The following is a 15940-nucleotide window of genomic DNA, read 5'->3' on the forward strand; positions in this document are numbered from 1 at the left end:
TTGGAAACCACCCTCACAGTCCCGGCCGAGTCTGCCGCCGGCGCGCCGGCAGTCCCGGCCGGGCAGCTGGTGACCGTACAGGTGCCGGCCACCAGCGCCAACCTGGGCCCCGGATACGACAGCCTGGGACTGGCCCTGTCGCTGCACGACACCCTCACGGTGGAGACGCTGGCCGGCGGCCAGCTCGAGTTCGAGCTCAGCGGCGAAGGCGCGGAAACGCTGCCCCGCGACGCCAGCCACCTGGTGGTCAAGGCCATCACCGAAGCCCTGCACCGCCTCGGGTACCGCCATGACGGCCTCAGGATCACTGCAGACAACGTCAACCCGCATGGCCGCGGCCTGGGTTCCTCGGCGTCTGCCGTCGTCGCGGCGGTCACCGCAGCGAATGCTTTGGTTCCCGAGGAGTCCCGCCGCGGCAAGGACTGGATCCTGCAGCTCACGAGCGAGATGGAGGGCCACCCGGACAACGTCGCTCCCGCCATTTACGGCGGCCTGGCGCTGTCCTGGCAGGACAGTGACCAGTACAGCAGCACGTGCGCCACGGTGGATGAAGCGGTCATTCCGATCGTCGCGGTTCCGGACTATGAACTGTCCACGGAAGCTGCGCGCGCGTTGCTTCCGGCGTCAATCGGTCACCACGCCGCCGCCATGAATGCCGGACGGGCCGCGCTGTTGATCCATGCGCTGACACAAAAGCCGGAATTCCTGCTCGCCGGCACCGAAGACTACCTCCACCAGAGCTACCGTGCGGAGGCCATGCGGCCAAGTGCTGCACTGATCAAGGCCCTGCGCGGAGCCAGGCACGCAGCCGTTGTTTCCGGAGCAGGACCCACCGTCCTGGTCCTGGCGAACGGCGAGGCGGAGGCGGCGGCCATCCTTGAGTTCATCGGCGCGTTTACGGCCGCGAACACGCCGGACATCAACTGGCGTGTGATGAAGCTGGCAGTGGACGTTGAAGGTGCTAAAGTGGGAGTGCACCGGCGGTAACCCCGCAGTCAGTCAACGCAGTTTATGCAGTTAGACGGCGACTCTGTAGTCGAGAGGCCCTGCAGTCAAGAGACCGTGCAGTCAAAGACCCTGAAATTGGCCGTGTTGCCTATCTGGTCCCCGACTGTTTCGATCTGCTGTTGCTTCGATCTCTTATTGCGCAATATTTTCGGTGCCACCTGCTTGGCCTGACGCAGGAAATTGCAGAAACTTTTCTGTTCCTGACCTGTCAGTCCGCCGCTCCTCCATTATTCGGAGCGTTGAAGGTGATCAGTATCCGGCTCTGCCGCGAATTCCATCCGGCAAGGCCGAAATCACGGCTGCAGATCTGAACTGCAGCCCAGATCAAATCATCGCGTCCAGCTCCTAGTCTGGACGCCGTCGAGGGGGAAGGATCCTTCGTGACCGAAACCACTGAGCTGTCGCCAGCTGTGGACACATCATCTTCTGTTTCCGGATCGTTGACGGAAGCACCCGCCAAGAGCAGTGGCCTCGCAGGCCTCAAGCTCGCCCAGCTGCAGGCTCTTGCCAGCCAGCTCGGAATTTCCGGCGGCTCCCGCATGCGCAAGGGAGACCTGGTCTCGGCTATTTCCGCGCACCGCGCGGGCTCTTCGGCCAGCAAGGCTCCGGCCCGGGCTGCCGAGAAGGCAACTGACAACAACGTTGCTGCGGCAAGCCCGGCGGCTCCGGCCGCCGACGCCACCGAAGCCCCGGCCCAGGAAGGGACCCGGGCCTGTCTCTTATACACATCTAGATGTGTATAAGAGACAGCGGCCGCAGCCGCCGTGCGGTCAGCGACGGCGTGGTGTCCGCCCCCGCTGCGGAGCCCGCAGCCGAGGCTGCCGCCGAGGCCGCAGCTGCTCCGGCGCCTTCCGAGGCAGCAGAGCCGGCCGCCGCGGAAGGCGCTCCCGAGCGACGCCAGCCGCGTACCCGCAACCGCCGCCGCGGTGAGGCCGCCGCAACGGCCCCGCAGGCCGGCGAGCCCGTCGAAGCTCCGGCGGAAGCCGCTGCACCTGAGACTCGCGCCACTGAGACCCGCGCCGCCGAGCCCCGCGCTGCTGAGACCCGCGAACAGGGCGGCGAAGCCGGCGACGGCGGGCAGCGCACTGACCGCCGTGACAGCCGCACCCGCGGTGGCCGCGAGGCGGCTGCAGAAACCTCCACCGGCCGCGACAACCGCCGTGACGACAGCCGGGACAGCGATGACGCCGAGGGCGGCAGTCGCCGCAACCGCCGCAACCGCCGCGACCGGAACGATCGCAACGAGCGGTCCGACAGCAGGGACAGCCGTGACGGCAACGCCCGCAACGACCGCAACGACCGTTTCCGCGACCGCAACGACCGCCGCCGCGGACGGGCCCAGGGACCGGACGTCGACGACGTCGAGGTCACCGAGGACGACGTCCTCCTGCCCGTAGCGGGCATCCTGGATGTCCTGGAGAACTACGCCTTCATCCGGACCTCCGGCTACCTGCCCGGTCCCAACGACGTCTACGTGTCCCTCGCCCAGGTCAAGAAGTACAACCTGCGCAAGGGCGACGCCGTCGTCGGCGCCATCCGCGCCCCGCGACGGCGAGGACCGCAGCCAGCAGACGGCGCGCCAGAAGTTCAACGCCCTGGTCCGCGTGACGTCAGTCAACGGCAAGACCTCCGAAGAGCTCAAGGACCGCGTCGAGTGTCTCTTATACACATCTAGATGTGTATAAGAGACAGTCCGAGCGCCTGCGCCTCGAGACCGACCCCAAGAAGATCGGCCCCCGCGTCATCGACCTGGTTGCCCCGATCGGCAAGGGCCAGCGCGGCCTGATCGTCTCGCCGCCAAAGGCCGGCAAGACGCTCATCCTGCAGTCCATCGCCAACGCCATCACCACCAACAATCCTGAGGTCCACCTCATGATGGTGCTCGTTGACGAACGTCCTGAAGAAGTCACGGACATGCAGCGCACCGTCAAGGGCGAGGTCATTGCCTCCACCTTCGACCGTCCCGCGGATGACCACACGACCGTTGCCGAACTGTCCATCGAACGCGCCAAGCGCCTCGTGGAAATGGGCATGGACGTTGTGGTGCTCCTCGACTCCATGACCCGACTGGGCCGCGCCTACAACCTGGCAGCACCGGCCTCCGGCCGCATCCTGTCCGGTGGTGTCGATTCCGCCGCGCTGTACCCGCCGAAGCGCTTCTTCGGTGCAGCCCGCAACATCGAAAACGGCGGCTCGCTCACCATTCTGGCAACGGCCCTCGTGGAGACCGGTTCCAAGATGGACGAGGTCATCTTCGAAGAGTTCAAAGGCACCGGCAACATGGAGCTCCGCCTGTCCCGCCAGCTGGCTGACAAGCGCATCTTCCCGGCCGTGGACGTCAACGCGTCCGGTACCCGCCGCGAAGAGAACCTGCTTTCCCCCGAGGAAGTCAAGATCATGTGGAAGCTGCGCCGCGTCCTCTCCGGACTCGAAACGCAGCAGAGCCTTGAGCTGCTGACCAACAAGATCCGGGAGACCCAGAGCAACGTCGAGTTCCTCATGCAGGTCCAGAAGACGACGCTTGGTGCGAAGTCCGATAACGACAAATAGCGCCGCGTAACCGCCCGAAAATTGGCGGCCCTTCCCGGGCCGCCAATTTCCCGGGCGGTTGTTGCGTTAACCGGTTCCTCCGCTTCAAAAGCAACGCGGGGTCACATCGAGCCCAATAGGACCCTTGAAATGGGCGGTAAGTGACCCCGCGTTGCAGTTACTAGACTTGTAAGAGTCGAAAGAGGTTTTGAAAATGTTTGAGTCCGTACAGGGCCTGCTTGATGAGCATGATGCTATCCAGGCGCAGCTCGGGGATCCTGCTGTTTATGCTGACCAGCGGCTCGCCCGGAAACTGGGGCGGCGCTCAGCCCAGCTGAACGGCATTGTCGAGGCGTATCATGCCTGGCACGGAATCGAGGATGACCTTGCGGCCGCGAAGGAAATGGCTGACGAGGATCCCGAGTTTGCCGCGGAGGTGCCCGAGCTTGAGGCCGCGCTGGAGACGGCCGCGGCAAAGCTGCGCCGGCTGCTGATCCCGCGCGATCCTGACGATGCCCGCAACGTGATCCTTGAGGTCAAGGGCGGTGAAGGCGGCGACGAGGCTGCCCTGTTTGCTGCCGACCTGCTGCGGATGTACACCCGTTACGCGGAAACCCGCGGCTGGAAGACGGAAATGATTTCCGCGAACGAATCTGACCTTGGCGGCTACAAGGACGTTCAGGTGGCCATCAAGGGCAATTCGAACGATCCCGCCGAGGGCGTCTACGCGCGGCTGAAGTTCGAGGGCGGCGTGCACCGCGTGCAGCGCGTTCCCGTCACCGAGTCGCAGGGGCGCATCCACACCTCGGCTGCCGGCGTTCTGGTGCTGCCTGAAGTGGACGAGCCCGAAGAGCTCGAAATCAACCAGAACGATCTCAAGATCGACGTCTACCGGTCCTCGGGACCCGGCGGCCAGTCCGTTAACACCACGGACTCCGCGGTCCGTATCACGCACCTTCCCACCGGCATCGTGGTGGCCATGCAGAACGAGAAGTCCCAGCTGCAGAACCGCGAAGCGGGCATGCGCGTTCTCCGCGCCCGCATCCTTGCCCACCAGCAGGAGCAGATCGACGCCGAGAACTCCGCCCAGCGCAAGTCGCAGATCCGCACGATGGACCGTTCCGAGCGGATCCGCACGTACAACTACCCGGAGAACCGGATCGCGGACCACCGGACCGGATACAAGGCCTACAACCTGGACCAGGTCATGAACGGCGACCTTGAGCCGGTCATCCAGTCGGCCATCGAGATGGACGAGCAGTCACGCCTGGACGCCATCGGCGACTAGCCGGGAAGCGCTGAACACCCCATGACGCCCGAGAACATGACGGCCGGCACCGGCCAGTCGCTGGCCGATGCCGTCAGCCAGGCCACTGCGATTCTTGCCGATGCCGGCGTTCCCAGCCCGAGGGTCGACGCCGAACTGCTGGCCGACCACTTGTTGGGCGTCGGGCTCGGACGGCTGCGCGCCATGCTGCGGGGCGATGCCCCGGCGCCGGCCGGCTATGCGGAACTGGTGGCCGAACGGGCCCGCCGGATTCCGCTGCAGCACATCACCGGCGTCGCGCATTTCCGCTACCTTCAACTCGCGGTGGGTCCCGGCGTCTTCATCCCCCGCCCGGAAACAGAGTCCGTGGTCCAGCTGGTGATCGACCGGCTCCGGGACCTTCTCCGCGCCGGCGTGGCCCGGCCCAAGGTCGTGGATCTGGGCACGGGGTCCGGGGCCATCGCAGGGTCAGTGGCGCACGAAGTGCCCGAAGCGGCCGTCCATGCGGTCGAGTACAGCGAATTTGCGCATGCCTGGGCCGCGAAAAACCTCCAGCCACTCGGCGTAACGCTCGTCCGGGGAGACCTGCGGGACGCGCTGCCGGAGCTCAACGGAACCTTCGACGTCGTCGTGTCCAACCCGCCGTACATTCCCGCCGAGGCAATTCCGAACGAGCCCGAAGTGGCGCTCCACGATCCTCCCGAGGCACTGTACGGCGGGGGAGCGGATGGCATGGAACTTCCGACGGCGGCCGCGGCCTCCGCGGCCAGGCTGCTGGTTCCGGGCGGCTACTTCGTCATGGAACACGCCGAAGTCCAGGCCGCATGGATTTCCGCCATGCTGGCCGGAACGGGACGGTGGTCCGAGGTGACCACGCACCTGGACCTCAACGGCAAGGAACGGGCCACCAGCGCCGTCCTTGCTTAACCGCCCGCGCAGTAATGAAAGAATGAGGCAGTGACCACTACGTATAACTGCACAGCCGATGACGAGCGCACCGCAGGATTGGCCCACGCACGGCGTGCCATCCTCGAGAAGAAGTGCGTCGTCTTCCCCACGGATACCGTCTACGGGATCGCAGCCGACGCATTTTCGCCGCAGGCTGTCACCATGCTGCTGGTTTCCAAGGGCCGCGGCCGTAACATGCCCCCGCCGGTGCTGATTCCGCGCCTCAACGCCCTCGATGGCCTGGCGACCGATGTCACTACCGAAGCCCGCCAGCTGGCCGAGGCCTTCTGGCCCGGCGGCCTGACGCTCATATTCCACGCCCAGCCTTCCCTCGACTGGGACCTTGGCGAGACTAAGGGCACCGTGGCCCTCCGGATTCCGGCGGATGAAGTGGCTCAGGACCTCCTGACCCTGACCGGGCCGCTGGCCGTGTCGTCGGCAAACAGGACCGGGCAGGCCCCGGCCCAGACTGCATTCGAGGCCCGTTCCCAGCTGGCAGAATCCGTGGAAGTCTACCTTGAGGGCGGTTTCCGCCCGGTGGAAGGAACGGACGCACTGCCGTCCACCATAGTGGACGCGACATCACTGCCACTGCGTGTTGTCCGCGAGGGAGCCGTGAGCCTGGAACGGCTGCGGGAAGTGGTTCCCGGCGTGCTCGATCTCCAGGGCAACGGCCCGGAACCGTCCGGCGCCGGCGATACCGACGAGGCTGAGGATCCGGCGGACCGTCCCGGGGACGGCGACCAAGCGTCCGGCACGGAATGATGCTCCAGCGGCAACCCATCCCGGTCCTCGGTGTGGACGCCACGCCGCTGGACGTCGCCGGACTCACGGAAGTCCTCGACAAGTTCGTGGCCGACGGAACCACCCGCACCGTCGTCGGACACAACCTCCACAGCGTGACGCTCTTCCATTCCGAACCGGAATTCCGCACGTTGTACGAGGACAGCGACGTCGTGCTGATCGACGGCGCGCCCGTTCTGTGGCTCTGGGGGAGGGGACGGAAGCTGTCCGGACCCGTCATGGACTACCGGCTGGGGTCGACTGACTGGATTCCCGCGCTGGGCCAGGTCAGCGGCCTGAGAAGCATCGCCGTCGTCGGGGCCGGCCCGGTGGCCAACGCCAAGGCCGTGGCCAAGCTGCAGGCTATTGCGCCCGGGGCGTCCGTCTCCGGCATGCCGGGCGAGGGCTGGGACGAGGAGCTCGAAGAGGAGGTCACCGCCTGGCTGGCCGTACAGCGGCCGCAGCTGGTGCTGATCGGACTGGGGATGCCCCTGCAGGAAAAGGTGCTGCGGCGCCGCCTCGGCTCCCTTCCTCCCGCGGTCTACTGCGCTGTTGGCGGTGCCATCGAGCAGATTGCGGGAATCCAGAAGCTGGCGCCGCGCTGGCTTGGCCGCCTCGGCCTGGAGTGGGCGTGGCGGCTCCTGCTGCATCCGCGGCGGGTTGCCTACCGGGTGTTCGGTGAACCCTGGGTCCTACTCGGGCTCCTGGTTCGGCGCCGGCTCCGCGGGCAGGGCTAGCTGCCGCGTCAGCCGGGCGCGGGCGCCAACCCTAGAACGTCTGGTCCTTCAGGGGACCGAACCCCTTGCCCCGGAGTCCTGCCGAGAATGCCCTGAACCAGTCGCCCAAGCCGCGGAAATCGCCGCGGCGCAGGAAGTAGCCGAGGTAGCCGCCGACGTCGGCAACCAATGATTTGACGCGGAAGTGGCGGCGGATCAGATAGCCGCGGTTGCGGTAGTAGTAATAGCGCTTGAACGCAGTCTCGGGGACGATGACGTGCCAGCGGGCGCCGAAGACGTGCTTGGTTTCGGAGAAGGCGTGCGGATGCGTGATGGCTGCCGTGGTGACCGTGCCGAAGCGGACGCCCGCCTTGCGCAGCCTGATGGTGAAGTCCACCTCGTCACCGCGGATGAAGAGGCGCATGTCCGGCAGGCCAACCTTGAAGAAGACATCGGAGCGGATCAGTGCGCCGTTGAAGAAGTGGCCGTCGTTCGGAAGGAATCCCACCTTCTCCAGCGCGCCCCGGTCGTGGGTCACCTTGCCGTCGAGGCGGAAGAAAAAGGAGAGCCTGTCGGGGTGCCCGGGTGCCACCACGAGCGGAACCACCGCCTCCAGGTCCCGAGCCTCCGCCTCACGGATCAGGGTGGCGAGGCACGCGGGATCCGCCGGCTCGGCGTCGTCGTCCATCATCCAGATCCAGTCAGCGCCGCTTGCCACCGCTTTCAGGACGGCCAGGGAAAATCCGCCGGCGCCGCCGAGGTTGGCTTCCGAGCGGATGTAGTCCACATTTTCGTGCTGTCCGGCAACGTCCGCGGCCGGCACGGTGCCGCTGTCAACAAGGCAAATGGACGCCACGGGCGCCGTCTGGCCGTTGATCGCGTTCAGGAGGACGGCAAGCTCACGGGGACGGTCAAACGTCACGGCGGCAACTGCGACCGACACTGGCATTGCGGGTTCCTTTCAGCACAGCCGCCGGCAAGTTTCCCGCCGGCGTTGGGCCGTGTGACGCGAAGCCATGTAGCCGTTGGCGTTAGTATCTTGACTAGAGTCCACTGTAATACAGCCCCGTCAGGCACTATGCACTGCCTGTCTGTGCGCATGGCGACGGAGAAGTTTCATTTATTGCACGTCAGATCCACAGCTATTTAGCCCCCACAGCCCCCCAAACCTCATCGCGCATCTGCGCCGGCCCGTAACCCGGTGCTATGCCGCTCCACAGGTGACCGCTTCGCGCGTCTGCGGGTCGCACTTTGCCCGGGCGCAGAGGGCCGGGAAATCGAACGCCGGTGCGCAGCGGGTCCGCGGAACGGGTGACGCGCCGTGATCATGTACCTGCTCATGATGCTGACGGCGGCGGTTGTCTCGTATGCGGCGACCTGGGGCGCACGCCTGGTCGGCAACAGGCTCGAGCTCTTTGCCCCCATCCGCAGCCGTGACATGCATTCGAGCCCGGTGTCGCGGCTCGGCGGCCTGGGGATCTTCGCCGGAGTGCTGGTGGCACTCGTGGTCGCGAACCAGTCTTTTTTCGTCAAGGACATCTTCCACGCCAATGCGGCCCCGTGGGGCGTGCTGGCGGGGGCAGCCGTCATTGTGCTCGTTGGCGTCGCGGACGATCTCCTGGATCTGCGCTGGTGGGTCAAACTCATCGGGCAGAGCGTCGCCGGCCTCGTAGTAGCTGTGTGGGGCGTCCGGATGACCATCATTCCCTTCGTTCCCGAGCCCATCCGCTTCGAGTCGGAACCTGTCAGCATCCTCGTCACCGCCGGCCTCATCGTGACCACGATGAATGCCTTCAACTTCATCGACGGACTGGACGGGCTGGCCGCCGGCGTGGCCATCATCGGCGGCTCGGCCTTCTTCCTGACCGCGTACTGGGTGCACCGGAACGCGCCGCTGCTGGACCGCTCGGACCTTGCCACGCTCCTGACCGCGGTGCTCGTGGGCAGCTGCCTGGGGTTCCTGCCGCACAACTGGTTTCCCTCGAAGATCTTCATGGGGGATTCCGGGGCGATGCTGATCGGCCTGCTGATGGCGTCGGCAGGCGTCGTGTCGACGGGCCAAATCAGCTCGGGGCTCTATGACCGCGTCAGCGGTATCCCCACGATCATCCCGATCCTGCTTCCCTTCGCCGTGCTTTTCCTGCCGCTGCTGGACCTCGGACTGGCGGTGGTCCGGCGCACTGCCGTCGGCCGCTCGCCCTGGTCAGCCGACCGGGGCCACCTGCACCACAAGTTGATGGACATCGGGTACTCCCACCGCACTGCCGTGATGCTGATGTACCTGTGGACCGCAGTGCTGTCGTTCGGCGGACTGGCCTTCGCGGTCTACCCTTGGCAGCTGGTTCTCGCGGTGGACATCGCCGCCGCCCTGGTGATGGGGCTCATCACGGCGTGGCCTTATCTCAGCCGGCGGGGCGCGGAAACACCGGAATAACCTCGGCTTTCCCGAATATTTCTATCTCGTGTAGAATTCAGGGGCAGGTCTTTCCTGCGCCACTCCACCCCCTGGCCCCGAAGATTGGGTTCGCATGACCTCCAGCGCCGAGCCCGGACCTGCGTCCGGCAAAGGATCCGTTGGCGTCTCCGGCCCCACCCGGTCGCTGTGGCTGGGCCTGCTGGGAATCAGCTCCACCGTTTCCGCGGCCGCCCTTGTCCTTACGGGCATTGTGGCAGCAGCACTGAATGGCTGGACCGGACTGCTTTCCAGCAGCTTCGGCGGGCTGCTGGTCATGGCTTTCTTTGCCATCAGCCTCCTGATCGGCCACTTCGTCGGCCGGAACAACCCGTCCGGCGCCATTGGCCTGTTCGTGGCTACCTATTTCGTCAAGGTCATCGGCTTCGCCGTGGTCCTTTTTGCGATTGGTGCGCCCGAGTGGCTGCATGGGCGCTGGTTCCTGATCGGAGCGGTCGTCGCTGTGGTGACCTGGCAGGCGGCTGAAATCTATGGTTTCAGCAAAGCGCGGTTGCAGATCTACAACGACCCCGAACCAACCAAGGGCAACACCGATGTCTAAGCAAAACCACCCCGGCAAAAACCCCTCCGGCGAACCCGCCAAACGGACCGGCGCTCCGGGCGTCTCAGCGGAAAATGGTGACGGCGGTTACAACGCTGGAATTGCCGTCTTTAGCTACATTATTGGCGGAATCATCGTCTGGAGTTTGATAGGGTGGGGTCTGGATTATCTGTGGGGAACCCGCTGGATTGTGCTCCTAGGCGCTCTGCTTGGAGCTGCGGGAGGGTTCTATCTGTCCCATATGCACGGCCTCACCAGTTCGAGAAATCCAGCTGGTGGGAACGGTGCAGCCAGCGGCCCGTCTGAGGATGGGAACAGTAATGCCAAATAATTTTACGAGGGGGAGGGCAAGCATGAAGCACGCCGGAACCCGACCAACGCCCAACGATGGACACTGCAGAGAGGAAACGCGTTGATCGCGCTTGCGCTCCCGGCCCAAAATTCAGGAGAGTTCACTCCTCCTGGAATTGAAGAAATGCACCTGCCGGCAATCCTGCCGTGGGGTGCGGCAGACGGATTCTCCAAGCAGATGCTGCTGGTAATCCTGTCCGTCGTCATTATCGCTACATTCTTTCTGCTAGCTGCGCGGAAGCAGCAGCTGGTTCCTGGCAAGCTGCAGTTCGCGGGTGAGATGGCCTATGGCTTCGTCCGCAACAGCATCGCCAAGGACATCATCGGCGGCAGAGACTTCATGAAGTATGTCCCGCTTCTGTTCAGCCTGTTCTTCTTCATTCTGGTGAACAACATCTATGGCGCGATCCCCGTGGTCCAGCTCCCGAGCTTCTCCCACGTCGGCGGCGCGTACGTGCTGGCCGTCATCGTGTACATCACCTGGATCGCCATCGGCGTCAAGAAGAACGGACTGCGGTACTTCAAGCTCGCCACCGTGCCGTCCGGAGTGCCGATATACATCCTTCCGATCGTCATCCCGATCGAGATCATCTCCAACTTCCTGGTCCGCCCGGTTACGCACAGCCTCCGTCTGTTTGCCACCATGCTGGCCGGCCACCTGATCGTCATGATCGCCGGTTCGGGAATCGAATACCTCGTCATGCAGGAAAACGTTCTGCTCAAGGGCACCTCTGTTCTGGTCCTTGCCGGCGCGATCGCCATGTACATGCTCGAAGCGCTCATCATGGCGCTGCAGGCCTATGTCTTCACCCTGCTGACGGCAATCTACATTGAAGGCGCACTCCACGCCGACAGCCACTAGGCACCCCACAAACTTCCCCTCACGGGGATGAAGCAACCCAAACAACCTGCCACAGAGATGGCATCTTGAAAGGAAGAAAAATGGAAGGCTCCATCAACGGCTCCCTCAACCTCATCGGCTACGGCCTCTCCGCCATCGGCGGTGGTATCGGTGTGGGTCTCGTGTTCGCCGCTTACATCAACGGTGTGGCACGTCAGCCGGAAGCACAGCGCGTTCTGCAGCCGATCGCATTCCTCGGCCTTGCGCTGACTGAAGCCCTCGCCATCCTGGGCCTGGTCTTCGCTTTCGTTCTCAAGTAAACCTTCAGAACCAAGCGAACATTCAGAACCGAGTAGATAAGGACGGGTGAAATATGAATCAGCTGATCATCTCAGCCGCCACCGCCGAGGCGGCTAACCCGCTCGTTCCCAATGTCTGGGAAATGGGCGTCGTCCTCGCCGGCTTTGCTGTCCTCTTTTTCATCGTGGTCAAGTTTGTTGTCCCGATGTTCGAGAAGACGTTCGCAGAGCGTGCCGAGGCCATTGAAGGCGGCATCGCCAAGGCCGAGCAGGCGCAGGCCGAGGCTTCCGCCGCACTCGAGCAGTACAAGCAGCAGCTCACCGAGGCCCGTGCCGAAGCCAACCGCATCCGCGAGGAAGCTCGTGCCGAAGGCGCCCAGATCCTTGCGGAGCTGAAGGAGAAGGCTGCAGCCGAGTCTGCGCGCATCACTGCGCAGGCACACGTGCAGATCGAATCCGAGCGCCAGGCTGCGGTAGTGGCCCTGCGTTCAGAGGTGGGCACCCTTGCCACCACGCTGGCTGGCCGCATCGTTGGCGAGTCCCTTGAGGACGACGCGCGTGCGGCACGTGTTGTTGACCGCTTCCTGGCTGATCTGGAGACCCAGAACGCAGGTGTAGGAAAGTAATGGCAGGTGTATCGAGCGAATCGCTGACCAAAGCGCTGACCGAACTGGAAGCCAAGCTTCCATTTGCATCGCTGCAGTTGGCAAAGGAACTCTTCGGAATCCTGGGAGCGATAGACAGCTCGGCTGGCTTGCGCCGCGCCCTGACTGACCCGTCCCGCAGCGGTGACGAAAAGTCGGCGCTGATCAGGAAACTGTTCGGCGGAAAAGTCTCCGCTGAGGCTGCGGACATCGCAGCCGGGCTGGCCAGCTCACGCTGGGCATCTGCGCGAGACATCGGCGATGCACTCGAGACGCTTGCCGCGACGGTAGTAATTGCCGTTGCAGAAAACAAGTCGGCCGTTTCTGCCTCCGGAATCTCGGGGCTGGAAGAACTCGAGAACGATCTGTTCTCTTTCAACCAGGCCGTGGCGTCAAGCCACGAGGTGCAGCGTGCTCTGTCTGAACCGCAGGCCAGCGCCGCAGCAAAGATTGTCTTGGCGGAGAGGCTGGTACCTGGCGCAAGCGAGGAAGCCAAGGCCCTCATCGGCCAGGCAGTGTCGCAGCCACGCGGACTCAAGTCCACCAAGCTCGTCGGCCGCTTCGCCGAGCTTGCCGCCAGGCGCCAGCAGCGGTGGATTGCAACGGTCAGTGTCACGCGTCCCCTCACGGAGACGCAGGCCAGCCGTCTGCAGCTCGGGCTCAACTCCCTCTACGGGCGGGAGCTCAAGATCAACACCACTGTTGATCCGGCGCTGATCGGCGGAATCCGAGTGCAGGTTGGTGACGAAGTGCTCGACGCTTCCGTCATCACCCGCCTGTTGGAGCTTCGCCGCCAACTGGCCGGCTAGCCGGACAAGCACAACTTAACTGATAGAAACCCCGGTCATCGTGAGCAACGATGATCACGAAAACAGGAGAGCAGGGACTGCAGATGGCCGAATTGACCATCAACGCCGACGACGTCCGTATTGCGTTGAACGAGTTCGCGGCGTCCTACGAACCCGGAAACGCAGAGCGCGTAGAGGTCGGCCGTGTGACCACCGCAGGTGACGGCATCGCCCGTGTTGAGGGCCTTCCCTCGGTCATGGCGAACGAGTTGCTTCGTTTCGAAGACGGCACGCTGGGCCTCGCCCAGAACCTCGACGTCCGCGAGATCGGTGTCATCATCCTCGGTGACTTCACGGGCATCGAAGAAGGCCAGGAAGTGCACCGCACCGGACAGGTTCTGTCCGTGCCGGTCGGCGACGCGTTCCTCGGCCGTGTGGTTGACCCGCTGGGCGTGCCCATCGATGACCTCGGCGAGATCAAGGCCGAGACCACCCGTGCCCTGGAGCTCCAGGCGCCCGGCGTGACCCAGCGCAAGTCTGTGCACGAGCCGATGCAGACCGGCCTGAAGGCAATCGACGCCATGATCCCGATCGGCCGTGGCCAGCGCCAGCTGATCATTGGCGACCGCCAGACCGGCAAGTCCGCAATTGCCATTGACACCATCATCAACCAGAAGGCCAACTGGGCCTCCGGTGACGTGAAGAAGCAGGTTCGCTGCGTTTACGTGGCAATCGGCCAGAAGGCGTCGACCATTGCCGCCATCCGCCAGACGCTCGAGGACAACGGCGCGCTGGAATACACCACGATTGTTGCCTCCCCGGCTTCTGACCCCGCTGGCTTCAAGTACCTGGCACCCTACGCAGGTTCCGCCATCGGCCAGCACTGGATGTACGGCGGCAAGCACGTCCTCATCGTGTTCGATGACCTCTCCAAGCAGGCCGAGGCCTACCGTGCAGTGTCCCTGCTGCTCCGCCGTCCGCCGGGACGTGAAGCCTACCCGGGTGACGTGTTCTACTTGCACTCCCGCCTGCTGGAGCGTTGCGCGAAGCTCTCTGACGAGCTCGGCGCGGGCTCGATGACCGGCCTGCCGCTCGTCGAAACCAAGGCAAACGACGTCTCTGCCTACATCCCGACCAACGTGATCTCCATTACCGATGGCCAGATCTTCCTGCAGTCGGACCTCTTCAACGCCAACCAGCGTCCCGCTGTTGACGTTGGCGTGTCGGTGTCCCGAGTCGGCGGCGCCGCGCAGGTCAAGTCGATGAAGAAGGTCTCCGGTACCTTGAAGCTGGACCTTGCACAGTACCGCGACATGCAGGCATTCGCGATGTTCGCATCGGACCTCGATGCCGCATCCCGCCAGCAGCTGACCCGTGGTGCACGCCTGATGGAACTGCTCAAGCAGGGCCAGTACTCGCCGTTCCCGGTCGAGAACCAGGTTGTGTCCATCTGGGCAGGAACGCAGGGCTACCTGGATGAAGTCCCGGTTGAAGACATCAGCCGTTTCGAGTCAGAGTTCCTGGAGCACCTGAAGCACAAGTCCTCCATCCTCACCACGCTGGCGCAGACCAACGTTCTGGACGATGACACCGCAGAAGCACTGAAGACCGCGATCGTGGAGTTCAAGAAGGGCTTCTTCGGCGAGGGAGACAACCATCTGGTAGGTGCCGGCCACGAGGAGCATGATGCTATCTCCGAGGGCCAGGTCGACCAGGAAAAAATCGTCAGGCAGAAGCGCTAGTTTCGCTGGCAGGGACTGCCGGAACCATTCGTGGTCCCGGCAGTCCCGGCCATCGGGATCTTAGGAAAGGATAAGTATGGGAGCCCAGATTCGGGTCTACCGCCAGAAGATCGCCTCGACGACGTCGATGCGCAAGATCTTCAAGGCGATGGAACTGATCGCTACCTCGCGCATCGGCAAGGCCCGCGCACGCGTAGCGGCTTCACTGCCTTACGCGAACGCAATTACCCGCGCCGTTTCTGCTGTCGCAAGCCAGAGCGAAATCGACCACCCTTTGACCACCGAGCCGGAGAAAATCCGCCGCGCCGCAGTCCTGGTAATCACCTCGGACCGTGGCCTGGCAGGTTCCTACTCCGCGAGCGTCCTGAAGCAGGCCGAGGGCCTGAACGAGCTGCTCCGCGCCGAAGGCAAGGAAGTCAAGACGTACCTCGTCGGCCGCAAGGCACAGGCGTACTTCGACTTCCGGGGCCGCCCCTACGGGCGGGTCTGGACCGGCGGTACTGATGCACCGGAGTTTGCTACGGCGCAGGAAGTCGGCGCGGCATTGCTGGAGGACTTCGCAACGGACTTCGAAGCGGGCGGCGTGGATGAGATCCACGTCGTTTACACCCGCTTCAAGTCCATGGTGACGCAGGAGCCGACGGTCATCCGTCTTCTTCCGCTCGAAGTTGTGGAAGAGCAGGCCGCTTCCGAATCGGAGCTGCTGCCCTTGTACGAATTCGAACCGGAGCCGGAGCAGGTCCTCGATGCCCTGCTGCCCCGGTACATCGAAGCGCGGATTTTCGCGGCCATGCTGCAGGCAGCGGCTTCCGAGCTCGCAGCACGCCAGCGGGCCATGAAGTCTGCCGGCGACAACGCCACGGACCTCATCAAGAAGTACACGCGTCTGCGCAACACCGCCCGCCAGGCTGAGATTACGCAGGAGCTTTCCGAAATCGTGGCCGGCGCCGACGCTCTCGCGTCGTAGCCGGACGGTTCCGGATCCAGCTTTACCTGCACCAAAAGATAAA

Annotated in this window: 15 protein-coding genes and 1 pseudogene; 15 read left to right on the forward strand and 1 reads right to left on the reverse strand. The window is 64.2% G+C overall.

Annotation, left to right across the window (positions count from 1 at the left end; genetic code table 11):
• From thrB to B1A87_RS04495, 6 genes and pseudogenes are all read left to right on the forward strand, one after another.
• The gene (thrB, locus tag B1A87_RS04470) at positions 1-987 is read left to right on the forward strand and encodes a homoserine kinase (RefSeq protein WP_078026713.1); all 987 of its coding nucleotides are present in this window, start codon (positions 1-3) and stop codon (positions 985-987) included.
• 401 nt (positions 988-1388) lie between these two features.
• A pseudogene (gene rho, locus B1A87_RS04475) lies at positions 1389-3558 on the forward strand (transcription termination factor Rho).
• A 193-nt stretch (positions 3559-3751) separates the two neighbouring features.
• Positions 3752-4825, forward strand: a complete 1074-nt coding sequence (gene prfA, locus B1A87_RS04480) for a peptide chain release factor 1 (protein ID WP_078026711.1) — start codon at positions 3752-3754, stop codon at positions 4823-4825.
• Positions 4826-4861: 36 nt separating this feature from the next.
• Positions 4862-5731 carry a peptide chain release factor N(5)-glutamine methyltransferase gene (prmC, locus tag B1A87_RS04485; RefSeq protein ID WP_078026746.1) on the forward strand — a complete coding sequence of 290 codons (870 nt, stop codon included), beginning with the start codon at positions 4862-4864 and terminating at the stop codon, positions 5729-5731.
• Between the two features lie 30 nt (positions 5732-5761).
• Positions 5762-6517 carry an L-threonylcarbamoyladenylate synthase gene (locus B1A87_RS04490; protein ID WP_078026710.1) on the forward strand — a complete coding sequence of 252 codons (756 nt, stop codon included), beginning with the start codon at positions 5762-5764 and terminating at the stop codon, positions 6515-6517.
• Entirely contained in the window at positions 6514-7272 is a 759-nt protein-coding gene (locus tag B1A87_RS04495) for a WecB/TagA/CpsF family glycosyltransferase (protein ID WP_078026709.1), read from the forward strand. Before B1A87_RS04490 ends, B1A87_RS04495 begins: the two co-directional genes overlap by 4 nt.
• Before the next feature lie 31 nt (positions 7273-7303).
• Here B1A87_RS04495 and B1A87_RS04500 read toward each other — a convergent pair whose 3' ends face one another.
• Positions 7304-8200: a glycosyltransferase gene (locus B1A87_RS04500; protein WP_078026708.1), complete on the reverse strand. Its 897-nt coding sequence runs from the start codon at positions 8198-8200 to the stop codon at positions 7304-7306.
• 372 nt (positions 8201-8572) lie between these two features.
• Here B1A87_RS04500 and B1A87_RS04505 point away from each other — a divergent pair, with 372 nt between their 5' ends.
• The 9 genes from B1A87_RS04505 to B1A87_RS04545 all read left to right on the forward strand — a co-directional run bounded on the left by B1A87_RS04505 (position 8573) and on the right by B1A87_RS04545 (position 15897).
• Positions 8573-9685, forward strand: a complete 1113-nt coding sequence (locus B1A87_RS04505) for an MraY family glycosyltransferase (RefSeq protein WP_078026707.1) — start codon at positions 8573-8575, stop codon at positions 9683-9685.
• Positions 9686-9779: 94 nt separating this feature from the next.
• Complete coding sequence (locus B1A87_RS04510; protein WP_078026706.1) at positions 9780-10265, forward strand: hypothetical protein; 486 nt, start codon at positions 9780-9782, stop codon at positions 10263-10265.
• The gene (locus tag B1A87_RS04515; RefSeq protein ID WP_078026705.1) at positions 10258-10596 is read left to right on the forward strand and encodes a hypothetical protein; all 339 of its coding nucleotides are present in this window, start codon (positions 10258-10260) and stop codon (positions 10594-10596) included. Before B1A87_RS04510 ends, B1A87_RS04515 begins: the two co-directional genes overlap by 8 nt.
• A gap of 81 nt (positions 10597-10677) precedes the next feature.
• Entirely contained in the window at positions 10678-11478 is an 801-nt protein-coding gene (gene atpB / locus B1A87_RS04520; RefSeq protein ID WP_078026704.1) for a F0F1 ATP synthase subunit A, read from the forward strand.
• An 80-nt stretch (positions 11479-11558) separates the two neighbouring features.
• Positions 11559-11777, forward strand: coding sequence for an ATP synthase F0 subunit C (gene atpE, locus B1A87_RS04525; protein WP_003804776.1), 219 nt, complete (start codon positions 11559-11561; stop codon positions 11775-11777).
• Positions 11778-11830: 53 nt separating this feature from the next.
• A complete protein-coding gene (locus B1A87_RS04530; protein WP_078026703.1) occupies positions 11831-12382 on the forward strand; it encodes a F0F1 ATP synthase subunit B in 552 nt (183 codons plus the stop codon).
• Positions 12382-13209 (forward strand): F0F1 ATP synthase subunit delta, encoded by an 828-nt coding sequence (locus tag B1A87_RS04535; RefSeq protein WP_078026702.1) that lies wholly within the window; start codon positions 12382-12384, stop codon positions 13207-13209. The genes B1A87_RS04530 and B1A87_RS04535 overlap by 1 nt, the downstream gene beginning before the upstream one ends.
• 83 nt (positions 13210-13292) lie before the next feature.
• Complete coding sequence (gene atpA / locus B1A87_RS04540) at positions 13293-14930, forward strand: F0F1 ATP synthase subunit alpha (RefSeq protein WP_078026745.1); 1638 nt, start codon at positions 13293-13295, stop codon at positions 14928-14930.
• A 76-nt stretch (positions 14931-15006) separates the two neighbouring features.
• The gene (locus tag B1A87_RS04545) at positions 15007-15897 is read left to right on the forward strand and encodes a F0F1 ATP synthase subunit gamma (protein WP_078026701.1); all 891 of its coding nucleotides are present in this window, start codon (positions 15007-15009) and stop codon (positions 15895-15897) included.
• Positions 15898-15940 lie beyond the last annotated feature (43 nt).

The organism is Arthrobacter sp. KBS0703 (assembly GCF_002008315.2).
In the GTDB taxonomy this organism is placed as follows: Bacteria; Actinomycetota; Actinomycetes; order Actinomycetales; family Micrococcaceae; genus Arthrobacter.